This is a genomic window from Enterobacter sp. BIDMC 27 (assembly GCF_000534415.1).
Taxonomy (GTDB): Bacteria; Pseudomonadota; Gammaproteobacteria; order Enterobacterales; family Enterobacteriaceae; genus Enterobacter; species Enterobacter hormaechei_C.
The window spans coordinates 3,573,984-3,597,570 of sequence record NZ_KI973178.1; the positions used below are offsets into that span (position 1 = coordinate 3,573,984).

Genomic DNA, 23,587 nt, shown 5'->3' on the forward strand with positions numbered 1-23,587 from the left:
CGCCCATCTGCAACGGATGGGCGAATTTTCCCCTCTCGTCTCGTCGCTTCACGTATTCCCCACTACACTGTCACTGTTGCGTCTGGCTTTTCCGGCCGGTGCTTAACAGGCGACCGTTCATGCAAACTGCACAAACGATCATTAAAGACTATCGCCGAAAACGCGTTATCGTCTGTGTCACGGTTGCGCTCGTTACGCTCGTCCTGACGCTGGGTATTCGCTTTATTTCACAGCGCAACATAAATCAGGATCGGATCCACGACTTTACCCACCACACCGTGCGTGCGCTTGATAAGGTGCTTCTTTCGTTAGAGGCCCAGCGGGAAACGCTACTTTCACTGGTTGGCATACCCTGTTCCGAAGCAAATCTGATCCTGCGGAAACAGGCGGCGCTCCTCCAGACCGTACGCTCCATCGCCCTCATTCAAGACGGAATACTGTATTGCTCAAGCGTCTTTGGCAGCCGTAATGTGCCCGTCAGTGAGTTTGTGCCGGAGCTGTCGGTCAGTGAATCCAGGCTGTTGCTGCTGACCGATCGGTGGCTGGTAAAAGGCAGCCCGGTACTGATTCAGTGGTCTCCCCTCGCGAGCGACGGCAACGACGGGGTGATGGAGGTGGTGAATATCGATCTCATCACTAAAATGATTCTTGAGCCGCAGCGGCCGCAGATCACCGACGTTGTCCTGAGAGTAGGAGATAACTTCCTCCGCGACGGGCAACAGGTGACGACTACGCCGACCTTCGATGAAAACGCCTCCCTGCTGGAACAATCGTCACAACATTACCCTTTCAGCGTCACGGTGAGCGGCCCCGGGCCTGGCGAAATGGCGTTAAAAAATCTGCCCACCCAGCTGCCGCTGGCGTTAATGCTCAGCTTACTGATGGGCTATATCGCCTGGCTCGCCACCGCGCGGCGCATCAGTTTCACCTGGGAAATCAATATGGGAATTGCGGCCAGGGAGTTTGAGCTCTTCTGCCAGCCGCTGGTGAATGCCCGCACCCGGGAATGCGTCGGCGTCGAGATCCTCCTGCGCTGGAACAACCCGCGTCAGGGATGGATTTCGCCCGATGTCTTTATCCCTCTGGCCGAAGAACATAACCTGATTGTTCCGCTTACCCGCTACGTCATCAGCGAAACGGTGCGGCAGATAGGCTATTTCCCGGCCTCGCGCGATTTCCATATCGGCATTAACGTGGCCGCCAGCCATTTTCGCCGCGCTGCGCTGATCCAGGATCTCAACCGCATCTGGTTTAACGCCAGCCCTGTTCAACAGTTGATCGTGGAGTTAACCGAACGCGATGCGTTGCTGGATGTGGATTACCGCATCGTGCGGGAGCTGCACCGCAAAGGGGTGAAACTTGCGATTGATGATTTTGGGACCGGCAACAGCTCACTTTCATGGCTAGAAAAACTGCATCCGGATGTGTTGAAAATTGATAAATCCTTCACCACCGCGATCGGCACCGACGCCGTTAACTCAACGGTAACGGATATTATTATTGCGCTGGGTCAGCGGCTGAATATTGAACTGGTTGCGGAAGGGGTGGAAACCGAGGAGCAGTCACGCTACCTGCGCCGTCACAGCGTACATATTTTGCAGGGGTACTTGTATGCGCGGCCAATGCCGCTGCGCGAGTTTCCGAAATGGCTGGCGGAAAGTCACTCTCCGCCAGCCCGCCACAACGGACACATCGTGCCCTTACTGCCGTTACGCTAGATAGCGTTACTCTTCTTCGTCGTGTGCAGAGTGCTCTTTAACAATACGCACCATATCAACGCGATAGTCGTTGGCTTCGACGATGGTAATTTGCAGCGGCGGCAGCTCCAGCACATCACCGATACGCGGGATCTGCCCGTTAACGGCAATCACCAGCCCCGCGACGGTGGCAATGTCTTCATCATCATTGACCACGTTTTCGACGCCCAGCGTGTGCGAGAGCGCGTGCAGGTCGGTGGTGCCTTTCACCAGCCAGCCGTCACCGTCGGCAACGATTTCCGGGGTTTCATCCGCATCAGGGAATTCACCGGCAATGGCTTCCAGCACGTCCAGCGGCGTCACCAGGCCCTGTACCACACCAAATTCATTGGTGACGATAACAAAGCTCCCGCGGGCACGACGCAATACGCCCAGCAGGTTGATCGGATCCAGCGTTTCAGGCACCACGATAGCGGGCGACGCGGCCGCTACGGCCTCGACGTTAACGCCCTCTTCCAGCGCCACCAGCATCTCTTTCGCGCGTACCACACCGATAATCTCATCCAGCTCACCCCGGCAGACCGGGAACAGGCTGTGTGGCGAGGAGAGCAGCTGCTGACGAATTTCGTCGACGCTCAGGTTGGCGTCCACCCAGCTGATCTCACCGCGCGGCGTCATAATGCCGCGCAGGGAGCGGGAAGCCAGCGAAAGCACGCCGTTGATCATGTAGCGTTCTTCTTCCACAAACGCGCCTTCAGGCACCGGAACCGGGTTACGGTTCTCGTTATCAGCCTGCACGTTGACCTGACGACGTCCGCCCATCAGTCGCAGAATCGCATCTGCGGTACGGGCTCGCAGCGGCTGATTCGACTGCTGCTTAATAAAGTTACGGCGCGCAATCTGGTTAAACAGCTCGATCAGAATCGAGAAGCCAATCGCGGCGTACAGGTAGCCTTTCGGAATATGGAAGCCAAACCCTTCTGCCACCAGGCTCAGACCAATCATCAGCAGGAAGCTTAGACACAGCACAACGACCGTCGGATGCTGGTTGACGAAACGCGTTAGCGGTTTTGACGCCAGCAGCATTACCGCCATCGCAATCACCACCGCCGCCATCATCACCGGCAGATGGTTCACCATGCCGACTGCCGTAATCACCGCATCCAGAGAGAAGACCGCATCAAGCACCACAATCTGGAGAACAACCACCCAGAAGCTGGCGTAACCCTTACCGTGGCCATCATCGTGCTGCCGGTTCTCCAGCCGTTCATGCAGCTCTGTTGTGGCTTTGAACAGCAGGAACAGGCCCCCCACCAGCATGATTAAATCGCGGCCGGAGAAGGTGAAATCCATGACGGTGAACAGCGGCTTCGTCAGGGTAACCATCCACGAGATCACAGACAGCAAGCCCAGACGCATGATCAGCGCCAGCGAGAGGCCGATCAGACGGGCTTTATCACGCTGTTTCGGCGGCAGCTTATCCGCGAGGATGGCGATAAACACCAGGTTATCAATACCGAGAACGATCTCCAGCACGACCAGCGTAAGCAAGCCTACCCAGATTGACGGGTCCATTAAGAATTCCATGACACGCTCCTGCTAAAGGAATGACAAAACGGTGCCCCGCTAATTTCGGGCATTTCAAAGGGAATGAGAGTCGATGCGTGGCGAAGATCGCCGATGAATAAGGCGCGGAATGGCCTGGAAGATGACTGACGTCGGTGACGGTCCATATAGTGGGCTGTAGCCCTATACTCCTGAATAATTAAACGGACGCTAAACATATCAGAGACAATTGGTTTTTAGCAAAGATTTACGTTCCTTTGCAAACTTCTGTAACACACGCGGATTAACTTAAAGAAAAATCTGTAAGGCGTAGCTAAATTACGGATCTTCATCACATAAATTATTTTTTCACTATCTAAAATAATTCGCGGAAGTCTTAGTTTTTTGAACTCTAACCCTTATCTGAATCGATTCGGTTCGCCAATACGATTCTCAGTACGCCTGCCTGGCAGACGTATACATGATAATAAAAGGAGGTAGCAAGTGACCATTGCTATTGTCATAGGCACACATGGTTGGGCTGCGGAGCAGTTACTCAAAACGGCAGAAATGCTGTTGGGCGAGCAGGAAAACGTCGGCTGGATCGATTTCGTTCCCGGTGAAAATGCCGAGACGCTGATTGAAAAATACACTGCTCAGCTTGAGAAGCTGGATACCAGCAAAGGCGTGCTGTTTCTCGTGGATACATGGGGCGGCAGCCCGTTCAACGCTGCCAGCCGCATTGTCGTCGATAAAGAGCATTATGAAGTCGTCGCCGGGGTGAATATCCCGATGTTGGTGGAAACCTTCATGGCGCGTGACGACAACCCAGGTTTTGATGAACTGGTGGCACTGGCGGTGGAAACCGGTCGCGAAGGCGTGAAGGCGCTGAAAGCGCAGCCGGTTGAAAAACCGGCCCCTGCCCCTGCTGCACCAAGGGCGGCAGCACCGGCGAAGCCAATGGGTCCGAACGATTACATGGTTATCGGCCTTGCGCGTATTGATGACCGTCTGATCCACGGCCAGGTGGCAACACGCTGGACCAAAGAGACCAACGTACAACGCATCATCGTGGTCAGTGACGAAGTGGCCGCCGACACTGTCCGTAAAACCCTTCTTACCCAGGTTGCACCGCCGGGCGTCACCGCGCACGTCGTGGATGTCGCCAAAATGATCCGCGTTTACAACAACCCGAAATATGCGGGTGAGCGCGTGATGCTTCTCTTCACCAACCCGACAGACGTCGAACGCATTGTTGAAGGCGGCGTGAAAATCACCTCCGTTAACATTGGCGGTATGGCATTCCGTCAGGGCAAAACGCAGGTCAACAACGCGATTTCAGTGGATGCGAAAGATATCGAGGCCTTCAACAAACTGAATGCACGCGGTATCGAACTGGAAGCCCGTAAGGTTTCCACGGACCAGAAACTGAAAATGATGGATTTGATCGGCAAAGTGGGGAAATAAGCCCGGGCCGGTTTTTCATATAGAGCTTATGTAATAGGAGAAGTGCAATGGAGATTACTACTCTTCAGATTGTGCTGGTGTTCATCGTCGCATGTATTGCGGGTATGGAGTCCGTACTTGATGAATTTCAGTTCCACCGCCCTCTGGTGGCCTGTACGTTGATTGGCGCCGTTCTCGGTGACATGAAAACCGGTATCATCATCGGTGGTACCCTGGAAATGATCGCCCTCGGCTGGATGAACATCGGTGCGGCAGTTGCGCCAGATGCCGCGCTGGCGTCCATTATTTCAACCGTTCTGGTTATCGCTGGTCATCAGAGTATTGGTGCCGGTATCGCGCTGGCCATCCCGCTGGCCGCAGCGGGTCAGGTGCTGACCATTATCGTCCGTACTATTACCGTTGCCTTCCAGCATGCGGCGGATAAGGCGGCCGAAAACGGCAACCTCACCGCGCTCTCCTGGATCCACGTTTCTTCCCTGTTCCTGCAAGCGATGCGTATCGCAATCCCTGCGGTTATCGTGGCGATTTCTGTCGGTACCAGCGAAGTTCAGGGCATGCTGAATGCGATCCCTGAAGTGGTTACCAGCGGTCTGAATATCGCCGGGGGTATGATCGTGGTGGTCGGTTATGCGATGGTCATCAACATGATGCGCGCGGGCTACCTGATGCCATTCTTCTACCTCGGCTTCGTTACCGCTGCGTTCACCAACTTCAACCTGGTTGCGCTGGGTGTGATTGGTGCGGTGATGGCGATTCTTTATATCCAGCTCAGCCCGAAATACAACCGTGTCGCGGGTGCCCCTGCGCAGGCTGCTGGTAACAACGATCTCGATAACGAACTGGACTAACAGGTGAGCGAAATGGTTGATATGACAAAAACTACCACTGAGAAAAAACTCACTCCGGGTGATATTCGTGGCGTGTTCATCCGTTCTAACCTGTTTCAGGGTTCATGGAACTTCGAACGTATGCAGGCGCTCGGCTTCTGCTTCTCCATGGTGCCGGCCATCAAACGCCTGTATCCGGAAAACAACGAAGCACGCCGTCAGGCAATTAAGCGTCACCTGGAATTCTTCAACACCCATCCTTATGTTGCGGCGCCTGTTCTGGGCGTGACGCTGGCAATGGAAGAGCAGCGTGCGAACGGGGCTGAAATCGACGATGGTGCCATCAACGGTATCAAAGTTGGTCTGATGGGGCCGCTGGCAGGCGTGGGCGACCCGATCTTCTGGGGTACCGTGCGTCCGGTCTTTGCGGCGCTGGGCGCCGGGATCGCCATGAGCGGCAGCCTGCTCGGTCCTCTGCTGTTCTTCATCCTGTTCAACGCGGTGCGTCTGCTGACCCGTTACTACGGCGTGGCGTACGGTTATCGTAAAGGGGTGGATATCGTTAAGGATATGGGCGGCGGCTTCCTGCAAAAACTGACTGAGGGGGCGTCAATCCTCGGCCTGTTTGTAATGGGGGCGCTGGTTAACAAGTGGACGCACGTGAACATCCCGCTGGTGGTATCGACGATCACTGGTCAGGATGGTCAGACGCGCGTTACCACCGTGCAGACGATTCTGGACCAGCTGATGCCGGGCCTGGTACCGCTGCTGCTAACCTTCGCCTGTATGTGGCTGCTGCGTAAGAAAGTGAACCCGCTGTGGATCATCGTTGGCTTCTTCGTCATCGGTATCGCGGGCTACGCCGTCGGCCTGCTGGGTCTGTAATAAAATGCGTTACCGACCGGGGGCTTGCCCCCGGTCTTTTTATCTGGAGGATGAATGACTGTCACGGACACCGTACTGGTTTTATTTATTGTTGCCCTTCTGGCTTACGCGATCTATGACGAGTTCATTATGCCTCGCCGCCACGGCGAGACGCTGCTGACCCTTCCCCTATTACGCCGTGGGCGCATTGATGCGTTTATCTTCGCCGGTCTGGTAGTCATCCTGATTTACAATAATGTGACCAGCCACGGCGCAATATTAACCACATGGTTATTATGTGCGCTGGCATTAATGGCGATTTACCTGTTCTGGATCCGCTCGCCAAAACTCATTTTTAAAAAACACGGATTCTTCTTCGCTAATGTCTGGATAGAATATAACCGTATTAAAGAGATGAATTTATCCGAAGACGGGGTTCTGGTGATGCAATTAGAACAACGCCGCCTGCTCATCCGGGTCAAAAATATTGATGACCTGGAAAAGATCTACAAATTACTCGTTAAAACTCAATGAGTTAATATTATAGCATCGGCTATATATTGCATTATTCTTAAACCAGCAATATAGCCGGTGCTATATCTCCTCTGTTAATTGCCTTATATTTGTTAACGATATTTTCACGCATAAATCTAAATGAAAATCGTTATCAATATAGTGGCTATATAAAGCCATCTTCGTTGTTGTTTTATATTCTCAAAATATGTTAAGGTTGCGCCCGTCGTTGGGGAGTAGCCGATTTCCTGCCTGCGGGAAATGTACGTGTCAACATACTCGTTGAAAAACGTGGCGCGTACGGATCGTTTTCAGCACACTGACTGTGCCAAAAGCGATCAGGCGAGACCATAGATACATCAACTGCTGTTTACTGGGGGCAGTGATGTGTCATATGGATATCCCCGGTCTGGACGCTCTTATGAATATCTCCGCTACGATCCTTCTGGCTTTTGGCATGTCCATGGACGCATTTGCCGCCTCTATTGGTAAAGGTGCCACCCTCCATAAACCTAAATTTTCCGACGCCCTGCGTACCGGTCTCATCTTTGGTGCTATCGAAACGCTGACGCCGCTTATCGGCTGGGGTCTGGGGATGCTCGCCAGCCAGTTCGTGCTGGAGTGGAATCACTGGATTGCTTTCGTGCTGCTGGTGTTCCTCGGCGGACGCATGGTGATTGAAGGCTTTCGTGGTAACGGCGATGAAGATGATGCGCCGCTGCAACGCCACGGCTTCTGGCTTCTGGTGACAACCGCCATCGCAACCAGCCTGGATGCAATGGCCGTGGGTGTCGGTCTGGCGTTTTTGCAGGTCAATATTATCGCCACCGCGCTGGCGATTGGCTGCGCCACGCTGATCATGTCAACGCTGGGGATGATGGTGGGTCGGTTCATTGGCCCGCTGTTAGGCAAACGAGCCGAAATTCTGGGCGGTATCGTGTTGATCGGGATTGGTGCCCAAATCCTTTGGGCACACTTCGCGGGTTAACCTTCGCGCTGCCAGCAATGGATGCTGAAATCCGTCTGGCAGCGAAATTCTGTCTGCGCTGCCAGCGTTTCCCACACCTCTGGTTTTGCCCGCCATGCAAACGGCGTCATTTGCAGTAACGCCACGGCTTCACTTCCCTGCAACGTCATTTCATACGCTACCGACTGCGCCTGCTTTAACGCAAAGCCCGCCAGCTGTTCAGAGTGCGGCGCATGCAGGTGAACTTCATCATAGATCAGCCCTTTTAACTCCAGCAGATGACGCGGCCCTGGCGTGACGGTGATAACCCAGCCGCCAGGCTTAACGACGCGCGCCAGCTCCTCTGCCTTGCACGGCGCATAGATACGCACCACGGCGTCCATACTCGCTTCCTCAAACGGCAGGCGGTGGCTGGAGGCCACGCAGAACGTTACCGCTGAGTAGCGTTTTGCTGCCGCACGGATAGCCACTTTCGACACGTCCAGCCCGTAAGTTTCGGCACCCTTCTCAGCCGCCACGTCAGCAAACGTGGCGGTGTAGTAACCTTCGCCGCAGCCGATATCCAGCATGGCGGATGCGCCTTCTGTCAGATATTGACGGAGTAAGGCGACAACGGCATCCCTGAGCGGTTGATAGTGCCCGGCATCGAGAAACGCCCGGCGCGCCTGCATCATCTCCGCGCTGTCACCCGGGTCCCGGGAGCGCTTGTGTTGTACCGGCAGAAGATTTACATAGCCCTCTTTCGCCCGGTCAAACTGATGTCCCTGTGGACAGATAAACGTTTTCTCCGCGCGCGTCAGCGGCGCGTGGCAAAGGGGACAACTGAAAGACATGACAGCTCCAGGGCGGAAACCAAAAGGCGAAGTGTACCGCTATTCGCCAGGGTTATAAACGGCTGGGTGACGCATCACGATCAGATGGTCAGAATCTGCCGGCAGCCCGTCTGGCTTCACATTTTCCAGGCGCAGGACGTTACCCATAATTTCGCTGAACACGGGCGCAGAAACGGCCCCGCCATAGTAGGCACCGTTTTGCGGATCGTTGATCACCACCACCAGCGCGAAACGGGGATCGCTGGCAGGCGCAACGCCTGCGGTATAGGCGACGTATTTATCCACATACTTACCATGTTCATCGATTTTTTTGGCCGTCCCGGTTTTTATCGCCACGCGATAGTTACGCACCGCCGCTTTGACCCCGCCACCGCCGGGTAACGCAACGCTCTCCATCATGTGCTCCACCTCGTGAACAATTTCCTCGGGCATCACCCGCTTGCCAATCACCGGCGGGTCGATTCGGGTGATGGACAGAGGCCGTTCAATGCCATAGCTGCCGATGGTGGCATACACATGCGCCAGCTGGAGGGGGGTGACCATCAGGCCATACCCAAAGGCAAAGGTCGCCCGGTCTAACTGGCTCCAGAATTTTCGCTGCGGCAGTAAACCTGCGCTTTCTCCCGTTAAGCCAAGCCCGGTACTCTCGCCAAAACCAAAGTGTTTATAGGTATCCAGTAACCGTTGCACGGGCATCGCCAGCGAAAGACGGGACACGCCCGTATCACTGGATTTTTGCAGGATCCCGGTCATCGTCAGCTCGGGGTAGTAGCCCACATCGCGGATACGATGGCCATCAATAGTGTAGGGATGCGTGTCTATGACGCTGTCAGGCTGTACCAGCCCCTGCTGTAGCGCCGTCATCAGCACCAGAGGCTTAACGGTCGAGCCAGGTTCAAAGGTGTCGCTGATCGCGCGATTGCGAAAATCATCCAGCGTTGCCCCTTCCCGGTTATTGGGGTTGAAGTCGGGGAAGCTCGCCATTGCCAGAATTTCGCCCGTCTGGATATTAATCAGCACCGACGCGCCTGATTCGGCTTTGTTCCACGCTACGGCATTATCCAGCGCGTCTTCGGTGATAGTTTGCAGGCGTTCATCGATACTAAGCTGGATATTATGTGCAGGTACGGGAGCCACCTCCGTAAGGTTCTCCACCACATGTCCGTAGCGATCTTTCCTGACCAGCCGCACACCTGCCTTCCCGGTAAGCTGCGTGTTAAAGCTTTTCTCGACGCCCTCAATGCCCTGACCATCAATATTGGTGAAGCCAATCAGGTTCGCCGCCACGTGCCCGGCAGGATAAAAGCGGCGGGACTCATCGCGAAGGTTGATACCGGGGAGACGTAGCTTATCGATCCACTTTGCCTGGGCGGGATCAACCTGACGGGCCAGGTAAATAAATCGCCCGTGCGGGTTACTGTTAATTCGCGATGCGAGCGTGCTCAGAGAAAGGTGTAAGGCATTTGCCAGGGCCTGCCAGCGCGAGTCAAAACCGATCCCCCCTTTTTCCAGCACTGTTTTGGGATCGGCCCAGACGGCCTGGACGGGTACGCTCACCGCAAGGGGTCGCCCTTCACGGTCAACAATCATCCCACGCGGGGCGTCTATCGCCACTTCGCGCAGGGAGCGCATATCCTCCTGCTTCACCAGATTATCCGGTTTGATAATTTGTAGCCACGCTACGCGGCCCAGCAGAAACGCAAGGCTACAAAAGATGGCGAGACACAGAAGTGCAAAACGTGCCGGAGTAAAATTTCCGGTGGTGGTTATTGTCTTTTTTTTCACCTTAACCCCAGGGCTGTTAATCAACGCCCTGATTTAACGGGAAAAGCGGATAATAAGGCGGGAAAACAATGCTAATAATCTCGCGGGTTTGCAACAAGATAATAACAGAGGAGGATTACGTAATATTTTGAAAAATAAGCGAATAAAAAAGCCCCGCATCGGCGAGGCTTATGTCTGAGATCGAAGCGCTGAGCGCTTCAGTCAGCAGTGATTCGATCAGATAGCAGTTACGTTAACCGCAGCTGGGCCTTTCTGGCCATCCTGAATTTCGAACTCAACGTTCTGGCCTTCAGCCAGAGTTTTGAAGCCGTTACCCTGGATTGCAGAGAAGTGTACGAACACGTCTTTGCTGCCGTCAGCAGGAGTAATGAAACCAAAACCTTTAGACTCGTTGAACCACTTAACTTGACCTTTAATCTTTGCCATTTGCAAAATTCCTTAGAGTGTTTTCTTAGCCCGCGGGCTTTGACATAGATAAAACTGAGACATTACTGCTTGAGGCACTAATATAAGGTTCGGCAGAGAAGCGGTATTCAACGACAACGTGTTTACTCAGGACTTCTTTACTGAAAATGCCACACATAAACAGAACTGTACCTCGTTTGACCCAAAACGTGTTATCACACACAACGTTTAATATGGCAAGCCATTTTTAAACGTGTCTCGATCCGCCGCACAAATTCAGACGTTACTCCATAACAATCTGCACAGTTATGCGAATTGTCAAATGAAGCGCCACCTGACCTCACTGCCCGCAGGGTGCGTTGACGCGCCCTGTAATCAAAGACTTTTTAAACATAGCTCAATCATTTCAAAGCGTCCATCCCAATCCCAGAATTTCTTTAAAGGAATGACTGAGTTAGAACATTTTGTGAAAAGTTATGCTGAAAACATTGCAACGCACCAACATGTGTCAGGGAATATACGATGTTAATTACATTTTGCTAACTGTATTAAAAACCACCATTTAATAAGTGTTATTCTGCACCAAAATAATGAAATTTTTATGACTCTGCCTCAAAACAAGGCAAGCAAAACGTTTCGATAAAAATAAAACACTTCAGTAAAGATAAAGCACACTATTTTTTCAACGAAACTGAATTTGTTAAATAAGGATAAATATTCGCCAGTTTTCAGTGTGCTAAAACATGAGTTAACTGCTGCTTAATTAAATGCCGGGATGTTGTGGGATGCATTTGATAAGGGAGGGGATTTACGCCGTACGTCAGGCCACCTCCCCGCTCCGGGCAGACTATCGTTCAGCTACCAGGCGAATGAAGTCTTCCTCGTCTTGTTGTTGAGCAACAGCGTCCTTCGGTACCGCTTTCTCCTCCGGCTCGTTGGCTTCGCACAAACGACGCAGCAGCGCAGTCTGCCGTTTCTGCTGATCGAGCAATGCTTCCAGCAGCTCAATCTGCTCGTTTGTGCGGGAGCTGGCGCGGTTAACGAAAAACCACAGCACCAGCCCAACGACCAGCACCACCAAAGACATTACCAGGGATGCAATGCTCAGCAGCCCCGAATTCAGTAACTCACCCATTTCACCACCTCAGTAAAAACCGCCATTTTACCACTGCCGCCGCGTAAGGACATCACTCAGCGTAAAAATGGTCTCTACCAGGGGATAAACTTATTGATTGAACAAATGCCGCTAAAGAACTGTACATCCTGATCGCACATCACATTGATAGTCTGCGTCCACAGCACCACGCATGCTATCAACACTATAATCAGAATTACCCAGCGTATTTTTTTCACTCCACACTCCGTCTTATGACCTGATACAGCCAGGTTATCACGGTTATCTTAAACAGGGGCTAACTGTACCTTCAACAGACGCTTTTCGGAATCGTGCACTTGTTTCACTGCGTAAAGCCGTTACGCTTACTCTATGACAACAAAGAAAAAAGAGGCAACGATGCGTTTACTTATTCGTACAGTAATTGTACTGGCCATTGTCTGGATCGGCCTGTTATTAAGTGGGTACGGCGTATTAATGGGGAGCAAAGAAAATGCCGCGGGTCTGGGTATCCAGTGTAAATATCTTACCGCCCAGGGGATAAGCACGGCTCAGTACATCCATTCCGACAGCGGGATCATCGGGTTAACCAACTGTCCTGTGCTGCGTAAATCATCTGTTGTGGTTGATAACGGTTAATCCGCGTTGAATTTCGCTTACAGAAACGCCGCAAAAGTGCGGCGTTTCTATTGGTGGCGTCGATCAGAACGGATAATCGTTATAGCCCATCTGCTCTGAAATTTTGCGCGCTGCGGTATGCAGAATCGCCACATATTCATGAAGACGCTCTTCAGAGAAACGCAGCGTTGGGAACGAAATGCTCAGGCCCGCAATGACAACGCCGAAGCGGTCAAACACCGGCACACCGATGCAACGCAGCCCCTCTTCCTGCTCTTCGTTATCTTCCCCGTAACCCTGCTCACGCACTTTATCCAGCACGCTCAGCAGTTCTTCCGTACTGGTAATCGTGCGGTCGGTGCTGCGTTTGTACTCCACCCCGTCAAGGATTTGCTTCACCTCTTCGCGATCGCGCCAGGCCAGCAGTACTTTACCAATTGCGGTGCTGTACAGCGGGTTACGACGACCGATGCGTGAATACATGCGCAGGTTGTACATGGAGTCAATTTTGTGGATGTAAACAATACTGTCTTCATCCAGCGCACCGAGGTGAATTGTCTCTTTCGTCAGTCGTGAAAGTTCACGCATCTGAATGTCAGCGCTGCGGATCAGATCCACGTTCTGCAAGGCGCGGGCGCCCAGTTCAAACAGTTTCAGGGTCAGAGAATATTTTTCTGATTCTCCTTCCTGCGCGACATAACCCAATGATTTCATCGTCTGCAAAAAGCGATAAACGGTGCTTTTCGACATCATCACACGCTGCGACAACTCTGTAATACCAATTTCACGCTCTTCTCCGAGCGCCTGCAAGATGCCAAACACCTTCAGCACGGAAGAAACAGAATCTGGCTGCTTATCCAAATCTGCGATTGCCATTTATCACCTCATGGAGAGTGTTTTATAAAAATCAGAACCGGTTTTTATTATAAATTCGTGTTATGCGTGCTGCAATCTATCTGGGTTTACTTCGTTACAAATCTGCGACATAAAACCGAAATAACGATGCTAAAATAGTTACTCTGAAAATAATTTCACGTTGAGCCATTCTTTTCCCATGCAAAAAAACGTTTCTGATGGCCTGCCCTTACCGCAGCGGTACGGGGCAATTGCCACTATTGTCATCGGTATTTCGATGGCTGTCCTTGACGGTGCGATTGCCAACGTGGCTCTTCCTACGATTGCCAAAGACCTTAATGCTTCGCCGGCAAGCTCCATCTGGATTGTAAACGCGTACCAGATAGCGATTGTGATTTCCCTTCTGTCACTCTCTTTCCTGGGCGATATGTTTGGTTATCGCCGGGTTTACCAGTGCGGGCTGGTGGTGTTTACCCTCACCTCGCTCTTCTGTGCCCTTTCAGATTCACTGCACACCCTTACGCTGGCGCGTATCGCGCAGGGCTTTGGCGGCGCGGCGCTAATGAGCGTGAACACGGCCCTGATACGGCTTATTTATCCTCAACGCCACCTGGGGCGCGGCATGGGCATTAACTCCTTTATTGTGGCCGTGTCGTCCGCCGCCGGCCCAACGATTGCCGCCGCCATCCTGTCCGTTGCCTCGTGGCAGTGGCTGTTTGCCATTAACGTGCCGCTGGGCATTGTGGCGTTCTTCTTCGCCCTGCGCTATCTTCCGGAAAATGGTCCGAAAAGTACCATGCCACGTTTCGATCTGCCCAGCGCCGTGATGAACGCGCTGACTTTTGGCCTGCTGATTACCGCGCTGAGCGGATTTGCGCAGGGACAGTCTCTGTCGCTCATTGCCGCAGAAATCGTTGCCATGCTTATCATCGGCTTTTTCTTTGTACGACGTCAGCTGGCGCTGCCCGTGCCGCTACTTCCGGTGGATTTGCTACGTATTCCGCTGTTTTCGCTATCCATTTGTACCTCCATTTGCTCGTTCTGCGCCCAGATGCTGGCGCTGGTTGCGCTGCCGTTCTTTTTGCAGAGCGTGATTGGCCGTTCAGAAGTGGAGACAGGCTTGCTGCTCACGCCCTGGCCGCTGGCAACCATGGTAATGGCCCCGCTGGCCGGTTACCTTATTGAGCGCGTCCATGCCGGGCTTCTGGGGGCGATTGGGCTGGTTGTCATGGCGGTGGGACTGTTTTCGCTGGCGCTCCTGCCCGCCTCGCCGGGGGATCTGGATATTATCTGGCGCATGATCCTGTGCGGGGCCGGTTTTGGTCTGTTCCAGTCCCCTAATAACCACACGATTATCACCTCTGCCCCACGTCATCGCAGCGGTGGCGCCAGCGGGATGCTGGGCACGGCAAGACTGTTAGGGCAAAGCACCGGGGCCGCACTGGTGGCGTTGATGTTTAACCTTGCCGGGCAGAATGCGACACAGGTTGCGCTGATTACCGCAGGGACCCTGGCGACCCTCGCGGCTGTCATTAGCGGCCTTCGCGTCACCCAGCCAAAGGCGCAGGCATAAAAAAACCGGGCGGAGAATGGCTCCAGCCCGGTTCTTTTCACCCCGATTACGTTACTTCAGGTATTCGCCGCTACGCAGCGCTTCAATACGTTTATCCAGCGGCGGGTGAGACATAAACAGCTCGCTCAGCGACTTTGATTTGCCGTTGATGCAGAAGGCCATCATGCTGTTTGCTTCCTGCGGCTCGTAGCTGGTTTTAAGACGTTGCAGCGCAGCAATCATCTTTTCACGACCCACCAGTTTCGCGGAACCGGCATCCGCGTGGAACTCACGATGACGGGAGAACCACATGGTAATGATGCTTGCCAGGATACCGAACACCAGCTCCAGCACCATTGAAACAGCAAAATAGATCAGCGGGTTGCCGTTGCTCTCTTCACCCTCATCACGGTTGCCACCCATAAACCCGGCAGCAATCTGTGCCAGAATACGAGAAATAAAGATAACGAAGGTGTTCACCACACCCTGGATCAGGGTCATGGTGACCATATCGCCATTGGCGATGTGGCTGATCTCGTGAGCAATAACCGCTTCCGCTTCGTCACGGCTCATGTTTTGCAGCAGGCCGGTACTGACGGCCACCAGGGACGCGTCACGACGCGCACCGGTAGCAAACGCGTTAATATCCGGCGCGTGGTAGATGGCTACCTGCGGCATGGCAATGCCCGCCTGCTTTGACTGCTGAGCAACCGTGCTCATCAGCCACTGCTCCATATCGTTACGCGGTTGCTCAATAACTTCACCGCCCACAGATTTCAATGCCATCCACTTCGACATCAGCAGTGAAATGAAAGAGCCACCGAAACCAAACAGCAGCGCCATAATCAACAGACCCTGAACGCTGCTCGACTGAATTCCCGTCAGGCTTAGCACCAGCCCGAATACCACCATCACCGCCAGGTTGGTGAGCAGGAAGAGCGCGATTCGCATCATAATATTCTTTTAACCTCAGTTTAACAAAACGCACTATGCGATTACCCACATCGTATGGGTATTACGGCTATTTTCAAGCATCCAGACGGCGTAAGTCACCAGAAAGACACAACTTTACACAATTGGAAATCTGCCTGACGGAAGGAGGAGGTACATAAAGAAACAGGCACAATTTCTTGTGCCTGTTGGGGGATTATTTTGTCGGAGCAGGTTGCAGGGCAGGTTTCTCTTTTTCCAGCTTCGCGAGATCAAGCGCGATATGCACCGTCTCGTCCAGATACGGATCGGGCTCCTGGTAATCCTTAGGCAGATCGTCCAGTTTTTTGAGCAGAGGCTTGCCTTCACGTTTGAAGCGATCGTTGATACGCGCCAGACGTGTCGCGTCATCTTCATTGTTCTCTTTCTCACGCTGGGCGTAGTTCAGAGACACAATGTTCCGTTTCGCTTTCAAAGCGTTGAAACGCGCGATGTCCTTCATGATGTACTGGAATTCCGGATCCTTCCCGATGCGATCGTTGTGATTTTTCAGCAGTTCTGGTCCGAACTGTTTCATATCACCCGATTTCACGAATGTCGCGGCATCAATGCTATCCCACGGCAGCGCGTTATCTTCAAACTTCTCGCCCGTTTCCGTCTCTTCGGTACCTGTCGGCATCATGATATCCGGCGTCACGCCTTTGCGCTGCGTACTGCCGCCGTTGACGCGGTAAAACTTCTGAATGGTGTACTGTACTGAGCCCAGCGCTGGCCATTCAGGGCGCAGCATCTGGTCGTAAATACGGTTCAGAGAGCGGTACTGCTGAACGGTGCCCTTGCCAAACGTCGGTTCGCCGACGATTAACGCCCGGCCGTAATCCTGCATGGCAGCAGCGAAGATTTCCGATGCAGAGGCGCTGAAGCGATCGACAAGCACCACCAGCGGCCCCTTATAGTAGACCACACCATCGGTATCGGCATCTTCACGCACTTTACCGTTGTTATCGCGCACCTGTACCACCGGGCCAGACGGGATAAACAGCCCGGAAAGCGAGACGGCCTCGGTCAATGCCCCGCCGCCGTTGCTGCGCAGGTCAATGATCACGCTGCTGACATTCTGCTTTTCAAGCTTCTGGAGCTGCACTTTCACATCATCGGTCAGGCCGACGTAGAAACCAGGGATATCCAGAACGCCAACCTTCTCTTTACCCACGGTTTTCACCGACATTTTCACCGCGCGATCTTCCAGACGGATACGCTCACGGGTCAGAGTAACGATACGAGTTTTGGTCCCCTTACCGGCTGGCAGGATCTCCAGGCGAACTTTGCTGCCCTTCGGCCCTTTGATCAGCGCAACAACATCATCAAGACGCCAGCCAATCACGTCCACCATGCTCTTTCCGGTTTGACCCACACCGACAATACGGTCGCCTACGCTGATCGCTTTGCTTTTCGACGCAGGGCCACCGGCCACCATGGAGTTGATTACGGTGTAGTCATCGTCCATCTGAAGCACAGCACCGATACCTTCCAGAGACAGGCTCATTTCGGTATTGAACTGTTCGGTGTTACGTGGAGAGAGATAATTAGTGTGCGGATCAATTTCATGCGCAAACGCGGTCATCGCCAGCGAGAAAACATCTTCACTGTTGGTCTGCGCCAGACGACGAATAGCGAATTTGTATCGACGATTTAACGTCTCACGGATCTCTTTCTCGTCTTTGCCTGTAAGCTTGAGGCTCAGTTCGTCATATTTGACTTTTCCGTCCCACAGCGCATTCAGTTCAGCCTCGTCTTTCGGCCATGGCGCTTTGCTGCGGTCCAGATTAAAGGTGTCGTTGCCGGTGAAGTCCATCGGACGTTCCAGCACTTTCAGCGCGTATTGATAACGCTCAAAACGGCGCTTTTGCGATAAGTTGTACAGATCGTAGAACAGATCGAGCTTTCCGGAGCGCAGCTCATCACCCACTTCGGATTTGCGTTTAGCGAACTGTTCGACATCGCTGGCCAGCAGTACGTTATGGCTGTAATCCAGCAAGTTCAGATAACGGTCAAAGATTTTGGCCGAAAAGGCCTGATCGAGATCGAACTGACGATAGTGCGAACGAGTAAAGCGCGACGTCACGCGCTCACTCACCGTCGCGTGCTGAGTCTCTTCCTTGAGCACCGGAATTTGATCAACACGCGTAATATCGTCCACAGCGAAAGCGTGGCCTGTTATAGCAAACAGGCCAGCCAGCGCGGTGAGCTTAAAAAAAGTGTTCATGCCAGGCTCGGCCTCCGTTTCAGAACAACAAGTGTTCTGCGCGTACAATCATTGACATACCAGAAGTCAGCTGTACACGAACGCCATCTTTGGTGATTTCCAGTACGGTGGCGTCCATCGCGTTGTTACCCGCTTTCACCTTCAGAGACTGACCTACGCTCAGCGCATTGATGTCAGAAACTGGGGTGTGGCGCGGCTCTTCGCGCGGCGCACGTGGGGCTTTAGCTGCGGGTTTGTCAGCACGCGGTTTGCGATCGTTATTTTCAGTACGACGCGGTGCCGGGCGCGGTTTACGCTCGCGACGAGGGGCGTCTTCCTGACCATTTGCCGCTGCGGCTTCGCGTTTTTTCGCCTGCTGTTCCGCACGCTGTGCCTGCACGCGAGCTTTGGCTTCTTCAAGCTGCTTACGCGCATGTTCTACGTGCTGCTCGTCCAGCTCACCGCACGGGTTGCCGTCAAGGTCGACACGGGTCGCACCCGGCTTGATACCGTACAGGTAACGCCAGCTCGAGGTATAAAGGCGCAAGGCAGAACGAAGCTGCGTTTTGCTGAGGTTCATCTCCCCCTCAACGCGCGCGACCAGATCCTGAAAGATACCGACTTTCAGAGGACGCGCTTCACCTTCAGCGCTGAAGCACTGCGGGAAACGCTCGGCCAGAAATGCGATAACTTCTTTACTGCTATTCAACTTAGGTTGATTTTCCATGAAATTTCCTGATTACAACGGACGTTGCCAACAAGCGCAGGCATGAACAGGCGACATTATAATGACGCTATCAGTAAATGCTACGTTATCCGTTGATTATCCTGCGACGCTCGCAAAGAATTTATGATAATCGGTCTCTGCCAGAACATTTTCCAGGTTTGCGGCCAGCGCGCGCAGCCCCTGCTCATCCTCGGCAGTAAAGCGGCTGAAGACCGTGCTGTCGATATCCAGAACGCCAATAATCTGATTTTTAACCACCAGCGGCAGTACGATTTCAGAATTGCTGCTGGCATCGCAGGCAATGTGGCCGTCAAACGCATGAACATCTTCGACACGCTGAACCTGACGGGTCGCCACTGCGGTACCGCACACGCCACGACCTACCGGGATGCGTACGCAGGCGAGTTTACCCTGGAAAGGCCCCAGCACCAGCGTGTCACCTTCCAGCAGATAAAAGCCCGCCCAGTTCACGTCAGAAAGGCGTTCGAACAGTAACGCACTGGTATTTGCCAGAGTGGCTAAGAAACTGGTTTCCCCTGCCATTAATGCCTTAAAATCGCGATTCAGATCCGCGTAGAATTCTGTTTTGTTCATTATTCAACCACTTAGTTATCTTACATAGTTACCGCATAGCCTATTAAAATAAGCATTAAATGCGCTCATGCTCAAGATGAATCCGTTCATGAGTTATTATAACTTTCAACAATACTAATCTGTGTGCGACTGATGGCCCTAAAAACACCCCAAATTACGCCGACACGAAAGATCGTTGTCCGTACGGTAAGCCAGGCTCTGCCCCGTGCACATTATCAGCGTTGTCCCCAGTGCGATACGCTTTTTATGTTGCCGAAGATGAAATCGCACCAAAGTGCTTTTTGTCCATGCTGCGATGCCAAAATCCGCGATGGCCGGGACTGGTCATTGACGCGTCTGGCGGCAATGGCGGTCACCATGCTACTGCTGATGCCCTTTGCCTGGACCGAGCCGCTGTTAAAGCTCTACCTGCTTGGCGTGCGTATTGACGCTAACGTGTTGCAGGGGATCTGGCAGATGACGCGCCAGGGCGATCCGCTTACGGCCGCCATGGTGCTGTTCTGCGTCGTCGGCGCGCCGTTGGTGCTGGTCGCGGCAATTGCCTACCTGTGGTTTGGCAACATTCTGGGGATGAACCTGCGCCCTGTCCTGCTCATGCTGGAAAAGCTCAAGGAGTGGGTGATGCTGGACATCTATCTGGTAGGCATTGGCGTGGCCTCCATCAAGGTGCAGGATTATGCGTTTTTACAACCCGGCATTGGCCTTTTCGCGTTTATTTCACTGGTCCTGCTGAGTATTTTGACCCTGATTCATCTGAATGTTGAACAGCTTTGGGAGCGGTTTTACCCGCAGCGCCCCGCGACCCGGCCTGATGAAAACCTGCGCGTCTGCCTGGGCTGCCATTACACCGGTTTTCCGGATAAACGCGGGAGGTGCCCACGCTGCCACATTCCGTTAAGATTGCGACGCAACAACAGCCTGCAAAAGTGCTGGGCGGCGCTAATCGCCTCCCTGGTATTTTTGTTCCCGGCCAACATGCTGCCGATCTCCGTAATTTATGTGAACGGCGCCCGTCAGGAAGATACTATCCTTTCGGGGATTATCTCTCTGGCGCACAGTAACGTGGGGGTCGCCGCCATTGTTTTCATCGCCAGTATTCTGGTGCCCTTTACCAAAGTGGTGGTGATGTTTACGCTGCTTATCAGCATTCACTTTAAATGCGAACAAGGACTACGCACCCGCATCCTGCTTCTGCGATTTGTGACCTGGATTGGTCGCTGGTCGATGTTGGATCTGTTCGTGATTTCGCTGATGATGTCGCTCATCAATCGCGATCAGTTACTTGCTTTTACCATGGGACCCGCAGCTTTTTATTTCGGCTCTGCGGTGATATTGACTATTCTTGCAGTGGAATGGCTGGACAGCCGCTTACTTTGGGACGCACATGAGTCAGGAAACGCCCGCTTCGCCGACTGAAGCGAGAATTAAAACAAAACGCCGCATTTCGCCATTCTGGTTGCTGCCTGTCATCGCGCTGATGATCGCAGGCTGGCTTATCTGGACGAGCTATGAAGATCGCGGAAGTACCATCACGATTGATTTCCAGTCTGCGGACGGCATTGTCGCCGGACGTACCCCCGTTCGCTTCCAGGGGGTGGAAGTGGGTACCGTGCAGGATATTTCCCTTGGCAAAGGGCTGAACAAAATCCAGGTCCGGGCGAGCATTAAGTCTGATATGCAGGATGCCCTGCGTGCCGAAACGCAGTTCTGGCTGGTCACGCCTAAAGCCTCCCTGGCCGGCGTTTCCGGACTGGATGCGCTTGTGGGCGGTAACTATATCGGCATGATGCCCGGCAAAGGTGAGCCACAGGATCACTTTGTTGCGCTGGATACCCAGCCGAAATATCGGCTGAATAACGGCGATTTGATGATCCATCTCCGCGCGCCGGATTTGGGCTCGCTGAACAGTGGTTCTCTGGTCTATTTCCGTAAAATTCCGGTAGGCCGCGTTTACGACTACGCCATTAACCCGAACAAAGATGGCGTGACTATTGATGTACTCATCGAGCGCCGTTTTACCAACCTGGTGAAAAAAGGCAGCCGCTTCTGGAACGTCTCAGGCGTCGATGCCGACCTGAGCTTAAGCGGTGCGAAAGTGAAGCTTGAGAGCCTGGCGGCGCTGGTGAATGGCGCTATCGCCTTTGACTCACCAGCTAACTCCAGCCCTGCCGCCGCAGAAGATACCTTTGGCCTGTACGCCGACCTGGCGCACAGCCAGCGCGGTGTCATCGTCAAGCTGACCCTGCCGGATGCCAAAGGCCTGAAAGCCGGTTCGACCCCGCTGATGTACCAGGGTTTAGAGGTCGGGCAACTGACAAAATTAACCCTCAATGCGGGCGGTTCCGTTACCGGCGAAATGACGGTGGATCCGAGCGTGGTGGATCTCCTGCGGGAAAAAACGCGCATTGAACTGCGTAATCCGAAGCTCTCCCTCAGCGACGCCAGCATCAGTTCTCTGCTGACGGGAAGCACCTTTGAGCTGATCCCCGGCGAAGGTGCGCCGAACAAAAACTTTGTTATCGCGCCGGCGGATAAAGCCCTGCTGCAAAAACCGGGCGTGTTGACGGTTACGCTGAATGCGCCGGAAAGCTACGGTATCGAGGCCGGGCAACCGCTGATCCTGCACGGTGTGCAGGTGGGCCAGGTCCTCGAACGTAAGCTGTCGGAAAAAGGGGTCTCCTTCTCCGCCGCCATCGATCCGCAGTACGGCAACCTGGTCCACGGCGACAGTAAATTTGTGGTTAACAGCCGGGTCGACGTGAAGGTGGGTCTGGACGGGGTTGAGTTCCTCGGCGCCAGCGCCAGCGAGTGGGTTAACGGCGGGATCCGCATTCTGCCGGGCAGCAAAGGTGCGCTGCGCGAGAGTTATCCGCTGTTCGCCAATCTCGACAAAGCCATTGAAAACAGCCTCGGCGACCTGCCGACCACCACGCTGACCTTAAGCGCGGAAACGCTGCCGGATGTCCAGGCAGGCTCCGTCGTGCTTTATCGTAAGTTTGAGGTCGGGGAAGTGATCACCGTTCGTCCTCGTGCGGACGCGTTTGATATCGAACTGCATATCAAGCCGGAGTACCGCAAGCTGCTCACGCCAAACAGCGTGTTCTGGGCTGAAGGCGGCGCGAAAGTGCAGCTCAACGGCAGCGGGCTGACAGTACAGGCCTCGCCTCTCTCCCGTGCCCTGCGCGGTGCGATCAGCTTCGATAACCTGAGCGGCGCGGGCGGCAACATGCGTAAAGGTGACAAGCGGATCCTCTTCCCGTCCGAAACCGCGGCGCGCGCCGTCGGGGGGCAGATTACCCTGCACACCTTTGATGCCGGTAAACTGGCAGAAGGCATGCCCATCCGCTATCTCGGCATTGATATCGGGCAGGTCCAGAAGCTGACGCTGATCACCGCACGCAACGAAGTGCAGGCGACCGCCGTGCTTTATCCGGAATATGTGCAGACGTTTGCCCGGGCAGGCTCGCGCTTCTCGGTGGTTACGCCGCAAATTTCTGCCGCAGGGGTTGAGCATCTCGACACCATACTTCAGCCGTACATTAACGTTGAACCGGGTCGCGGCAACGCGCGTCGTGAATTTGAGTTGCAGGAGGCCACCATCACCGACTCCCGTTATCTGGACGGTTTGAGCATTGTGGTTGAAGTGCCGGAAGCCGGTTCGCTGGGCATCGGTACGCCGGTCCTGTTCCGCGGCATTGAAGTAGGGACAGTAACAAGCCTGACGCTGGGTAATCTGTCCGATCGCGTGATGGTCGGCCTGCGCATCAGCCAGCGTTATCAGCATCTGGTGCGCAACAACTCGGTGTTCTGGCTCGCTTCAGGCTACTCGCTGGACTTCGGCCTGACCGGTGGCGTGGTCAAAACGGGGACCTTTAATCAGTTCATTCGCGGCGGCATTGCCTTCGCGACGCCGCCTGGCACGCCTCTGGCGCCTAAGGCGCAGGCAGGTAAACACTTCCTGCTGCTGGAAAGTGAACCGAAAGAGTGGCGCGAATGGGGAACGGCGCTGCCGCGTTAATCTCGCAGGCTCCGGTGTCAACGCGCCGGAG

The 23,587-nt window shown here is 53.8% G+C and carries 21 protein-coding genes, 1 pseudogene and 1 riboswitch; of the genes and pseudogenes, 10 read left to right on the plus strand and 12 right to left on the minus strand.

The window, feature by feature from the left end; genetic code table 11:
- Window positions 1-119 precede the first annotated feature (119 nt).
- Window positions 120-1,718: an EAL domain-containing protein gene (locus L463_RS05960; RefSeq protein ID WP_032103655.1), complete on the plus strand. Its 1,599-nt coding sequence runs from the start codon at window positions 120-122 to the stop codon at window positions 1,716-1,718.
- Between the two features lie 6 nt (window positions 1,719-1,724).
- On the opposite strand, the gene yoaE is transcribed toward L463_RS05960, so the two are convergent.
- Complete coding sequence (gene yoaE, locus L463_RS05955) at window positions 1,725-3,284, minus strand: CNNM family cation transport protein YoaE (RefSeq protein WP_006810992.1); 1,560 nt, start codon at window positions 3,282-3,284, stop codon at window positions 1,725-1,727.
- Window positions 3,285-3,746: 462 nt separating this feature from the next.
- On the opposite strand from yoaE, the gene manX reads away from it, so the two are divergent.
- The 5 genes from manX (at window position 3,747) to mntP (ending at window position 7,901) form a co-directional block, all read left to right on the plus strand.
- Entirely contained in the window at window positions 3,747-4,709 is a 963-nt protein-coding gene (gene manX, locus L463_RS05950) for a PTS mannose transporter subunit IIAB (RefSeq protein ID WP_017384327.1), read from the plus strand.
- Window positions 4,710-4,756: 47 nt separating this feature from the next.
- Window positions 4,757-5,557: a PTS mannose transporter subunit IIC gene (gene manY / locus L463_RS05945; RefSeq protein ID WP_003859914.1), complete on the plus strand. Its 801-nt coding sequence runs from the start codon at window positions 4,757-4,759 to the stop codon at window positions 5,555-5,557.
- A gap of 12 nt (window positions 5,558-5,569) precedes the next feature.
- Window positions 5,570-6,421, plus strand: coding sequence for a PTS mannose transporter subunit IID (locus L463_RS05940; RefSeq protein WP_006810994.1), 852 nt, complete (start codon window positions 5,570-5,572; stop codon window positions 6,419-6,421).
- A 54-nt stretch (window positions 6,422-6,475) separates the two neighbouring features.
- Window positions 6,476-6,934 (plus strand): DUF986 family protein, encoded by a 459-nt coding sequence (locus tag L463_RS05935; protein ID WP_015570303.1) that lies wholly within the window; start codon window positions 6,476-6,478, stop codon window positions 6,932-6,934.
- 198 nt (window positions 6,935-7,132) lie between these two features.
- A riboswitch (yybP-ykoY riboswitch) is annotated at window positions 7,133-7,333 on the plus strand.
- Between the two features lies 1 nt (window position 7,334).
- Window positions 7,335-7,901 (plus strand): manganese efflux pump MntP, encoded by a 567-nt coding sequence (gene mntP, locus L463_RS05930; protein ID WP_023296797.1) that lies wholly within the window; start codon window positions 7,335-7,337, stop codon window positions 7,899-7,901.
- Here mntP and rlmA read toward each other — a convergent pair.
- From rlmA to mgrB, 6 genes and pseudogenes are all read right to left on the minus strand, one after another.
- The gene (gene rlmA / locus L463_RS05925) at window positions 7,898-8,713 is read right to left on the minus strand and encodes a 23S rRNA (guanine(745)-N(1))-methyltransferase (RefSeq protein WP_017384329.1); all 816 of its coding nucleotides are present in this window, start codon (window positions 8,711-8,713) and stop codon (window positions 7,898-7,900) included. The two genes, mntP and rlmA, sit on opposite strands and share 4 nt — an antisense overlap.
- A 39-nt stretch (window positions 8,714-8,752) precedes the next feature.
- Window positions 8,753-10,498: a peptidoglycan glycosyltransferase FtsI gene (ftsI, locus tag L463_RS05920; protein WP_017693260.1), complete on the minus strand. Its 1,746-nt coding sequence runs from the start codon at window positions 10,496-10,498 to the stop codon at window positions 8,753-8,755.
- 216 nt (window positions 10,499-10,714) lie between these two features.
- On the minus strand, window positions 10,715-10,924 hold the full coding sequence (cspE, locus tag L463_RS05915) for a transcription antiterminator/RNA stability regulator CspE (protein WP_001062678.1): 210 nt from the start codon (window positions 10,922-10,924) through the stop codon (window positions 10,715-10,717).
- A gap of 12 nt (window positions 10,925-10,936) precedes the next feature.
- Window positions 10,937-11,081: pseudogene (locus tag L463_RS0122895) on the minus strand (DUF2627 domain-containing protein).
- A 669-nt stretch (window positions 11,082-11,750) separates the two neighbouring features.
- Window positions 11,751-12,038: a YebO family protein gene (locus L463_RS05910; protein WP_017693259.1), complete on the minus strand. Its 288-nt coding sequence runs from the start codon at window positions 12,036-12,038 to the stop codon at window positions 11,751-11,753.
- 74 nt (window positions 12,039-12,112) lie between these two features.
- Window positions 12,113-12,256 (minus strand): PhoP/PhoQ regulatory lipoprotein MgrB, encoded by a 144-nt coding sequence (mgrB, locus tag L463_RS0122900; protein ID WP_003859906.1) that lies wholly within the window; start codon window positions 12,254-12,256, stop codon window positions 12,113-12,115.
- A 160-nt stretch (window positions 12,257-12,416) separates the two neighbouring features.
- Between mgrB and L463_RS05905 the strand changes: the two genes are divergently transcribed.
- Window positions 12,417-12,656 carry a YobH family protein gene (locus L463_RS05905; protein ID WP_017384332.1) on the plus strand — a complete coding sequence of 80 codons (240 nt, stop codon included), beginning with the start codon at window positions 12,417-12,419 and terminating at the stop codon, window positions 12,654-12,656.
- Window positions 12,657-12,719: 63 nt separating this feature from the next.
- Here the strand turns inward: L463_RS05905 and kdgR are convergent, their stop codons facing one another.
- A complete protein-coding gene (kdgR, locus tag L463_RS05900) occupies window positions 12,720-13,511 on the minus strand; it encodes a DNA-binding transcriptional regulator KdgR (protein ID WP_015570299.1) in 792 nt (263 codons plus the stop codon).
- 178 nt (window positions 13,512-13,689) lie between these two features.
- Here kdgR and L463_RS05895 point away from each other — a divergent pair, with 178 nt between their 5' ends.
- Window positions 13,690-15,063 (plus strand): MFS transporter, encoded by a 1,374-nt coding sequence (locus L463_RS05895; protein WP_032103657.1) that lies wholly within the window; start codon window positions 13,690-13,692, stop codon window positions 15,061-15,063.
- Window positions 15,064-15,114: 51 nt separating this feature from the next.
- Here the strand turns inward: L463_RS05895 and htpX are convergent, their stop codons facing one another.
- The 4 genes from htpX to L463_RS05875 all read right to left on the minus strand — a co-directional run bounded on the left by htpX (window position 15,115) and on the right by L463_RS05875 (window position 19,538).
- Complete coding sequence (htpX, locus tag L463_RS05890) at window positions 15,115-15,996, minus strand: protease HtpX (RefSeq protein WP_003859899.1); 882 nt, start codon at window positions 15,994-15,996, stop codon at window positions 15,115-15,117.
- A 193-nt stretch (window positions 15,997-16,189) separates the two neighbouring features.
- Entirely contained in the window at window positions 16,190-18,238 is a 2,049-nt protein-coding gene (gene prc / locus L463_RS05885) for a carboxy terminal-processing peptidase (protein ID WP_015570296.1), read from the minus strand.
- A 19-nt stretch (window positions 18,239-18,257) separates the two neighbouring features.
- Complete coding sequence (gene proQ, locus L463_RS05880) at window positions 18,258-18,944, minus strand: RNA chaperone ProQ (RefSeq protein ID WP_003859895.1); 687 nt, start codon at window positions 18,942-18,944, stop codon at window positions 18,258-18,260.
- Window positions 18,945-19,040: 96 nt separating this feature from the next.
- The gene (locus L463_RS05875) at window positions 19,041-19,538 is read right to left on the minus strand and encodes a GAF domain-containing protein (protein ID WP_006811006.1); all 498 of its coding nucleotides are present in this window, start codon (window positions 19,536-19,538) and stop codon (window positions 19,041-19,043) included.
- 132 nt (window positions 19,539-19,670) lie between these two features.
- On the opposite strand from L463_RS05875, the gene yebS reads away from it, so the two are divergent.
- Together yebS and L463_RS05865 are read left to right on the plus strand one after the other, a co-directional pair.
- A complete protein-coding gene (gene yebS / locus L463_RS05870; RefSeq protein ID WP_020480541.1) occupies window positions 19,671-20,954 on the plus strand; it encodes a membrane integrity lipid transport subunit YebS in 1,284 nt (427 codons plus the stop codon).
- Window positions 20,923-23,556, plus strand: coding sequence for a PqiB family protein (locus tag L463_RS05865; RefSeq protein WP_017693254.1), 2,634 nt, complete (start codon window positions 20,923-20,925; stop codon window positions 23,554-23,556). Before yebS ends, L463_RS05865 begins: the two co-directional genes overlap by 32 nt.
- Window positions 23,557-23,587: the final 31 nt, after the last annotated feature.

Excerpts from the sequence above, each read along its gene's own strand:
- L463_RS05960 (WP_032103655.1), top strand. The coding sequence starts at position 120 with ATGCAAACTGCACAAACGATCATTAAAGACTATCGCCGAAAACGCGTT.
- yoaE (WP_006810992.1), bottom strand. The coding sequence starts at position 3,284 with ATGGAATTCTTAATGGACCCGTCAATCTGGGTAGGCTTGCTTACGCTG.
- manY (WP_003859914.1), top strand. The coding sequence starts at position 4,757 with ATGGAGATTACTACTCTTCAGATTGTGCTGGTGTTCATCGTCGCATGT.
- L463_RS05940 (WP_006810994.1), top strand. The coding sequence starts at position 5,570 with ATGGTTGATATGACAAAAACTACCACTGAGAAAAAACTCACTCCGGGT.
- L463_RS05935 (WP_015570303.1), top strand. The coding sequence starts at position 6,476 with ATGACTGTCACGGACACCGTACTGGTTTTATTTATTGTTGCCCTTCTG.
- mntP (WP_023296797.1), top strand. The coding sequence starts at position 7,335 with ATGAATATCTCCGCTACGATCCTTCTGGCTTTTGGCATGTCCATGGAC.
- rlmA (WP_017384329.1), bottom strand. The coding sequence starts at position 8,713 with ATGTCTTTCAGTTGTCCCCTTTGCCACGCGCCGCTGACGCGCGCGGAG.
- cspE (WP_001062678.1), bottom strand. The coding sequence starts at position 10,924 with ATGGCAAAGATTAAAGGTCAAGTTAAGTGGTTCAACGAGTCTAAAGGT.
- L463_RS05910 (WP_017693259.1), bottom strand. The coding sequence starts at position 12,038 with ATGGGTGAGTTACTGAATTCGGGGCTGCTGAGCATTGCATCCCTGGTA.
- L463_RS05905 (WP_017384332.1), top strand. The coding sequence starts at position 12,417 with ATGCGTTTACTTATTCGTACAGTAATTGTACTGGCCATTGTCTGGATC.
- kdgR (WP_015570299.1), bottom strand. The coding sequence starts at position 13,511 with ATGGCAATCGCAGATTTGGATAAGCAGCCAGATTCTGTTTCTTCCGTG.
- L463_RS05895 (WP_032103657.1), top strand. The coding sequence starts at position 13,690 with ATGCAAAAAAACGTTTCTGATGGCCTGCCCTTACCGCAGCGGTACGGG.
- htpX (WP_003859899.1), bottom strand. The coding sequence starts at position 15,996 with ATGATGCGAATCGCGCTCTTCCTGCTCACCAACCTGGCGGTGATGGTG.
- prc (WP_015570296.1), bottom strand. The coding sequence starts at position 18,238 with ATGAACACTTTTTTTAAGCTCACCGCGCTGGCTGGCCTGTTTGCTATA.
- proQ (WP_003859895.1), bottom strand. The coding sequence starts at position 18,944 with ATGGAAAATCAACCTAAGTTGAATAGCAGTAAAGAAGTTATCGCATTT.
- L463_RS05875 (WP_006811006.1), bottom strand. The coding sequence starts at position 19,538 with ATGAACAAAACAGAATTCTACGCGGATCTGAATCGCGATTTTAAGGCA.
- yebS (WP_020480541.1), top strand. The coding sequence starts at position 19,671 with ATGGCCCTAAAAACACCCCAAATTACGCCGACACGAAAGATCGTTGTC.
- L463_RS05865 (WP_017693254.1), top strand. The coding sequence starts at position 20,923 with ATGAGTCAGGAAACGCCCGCTTCGCCGACTGAAGCGAGAATTAAAACA.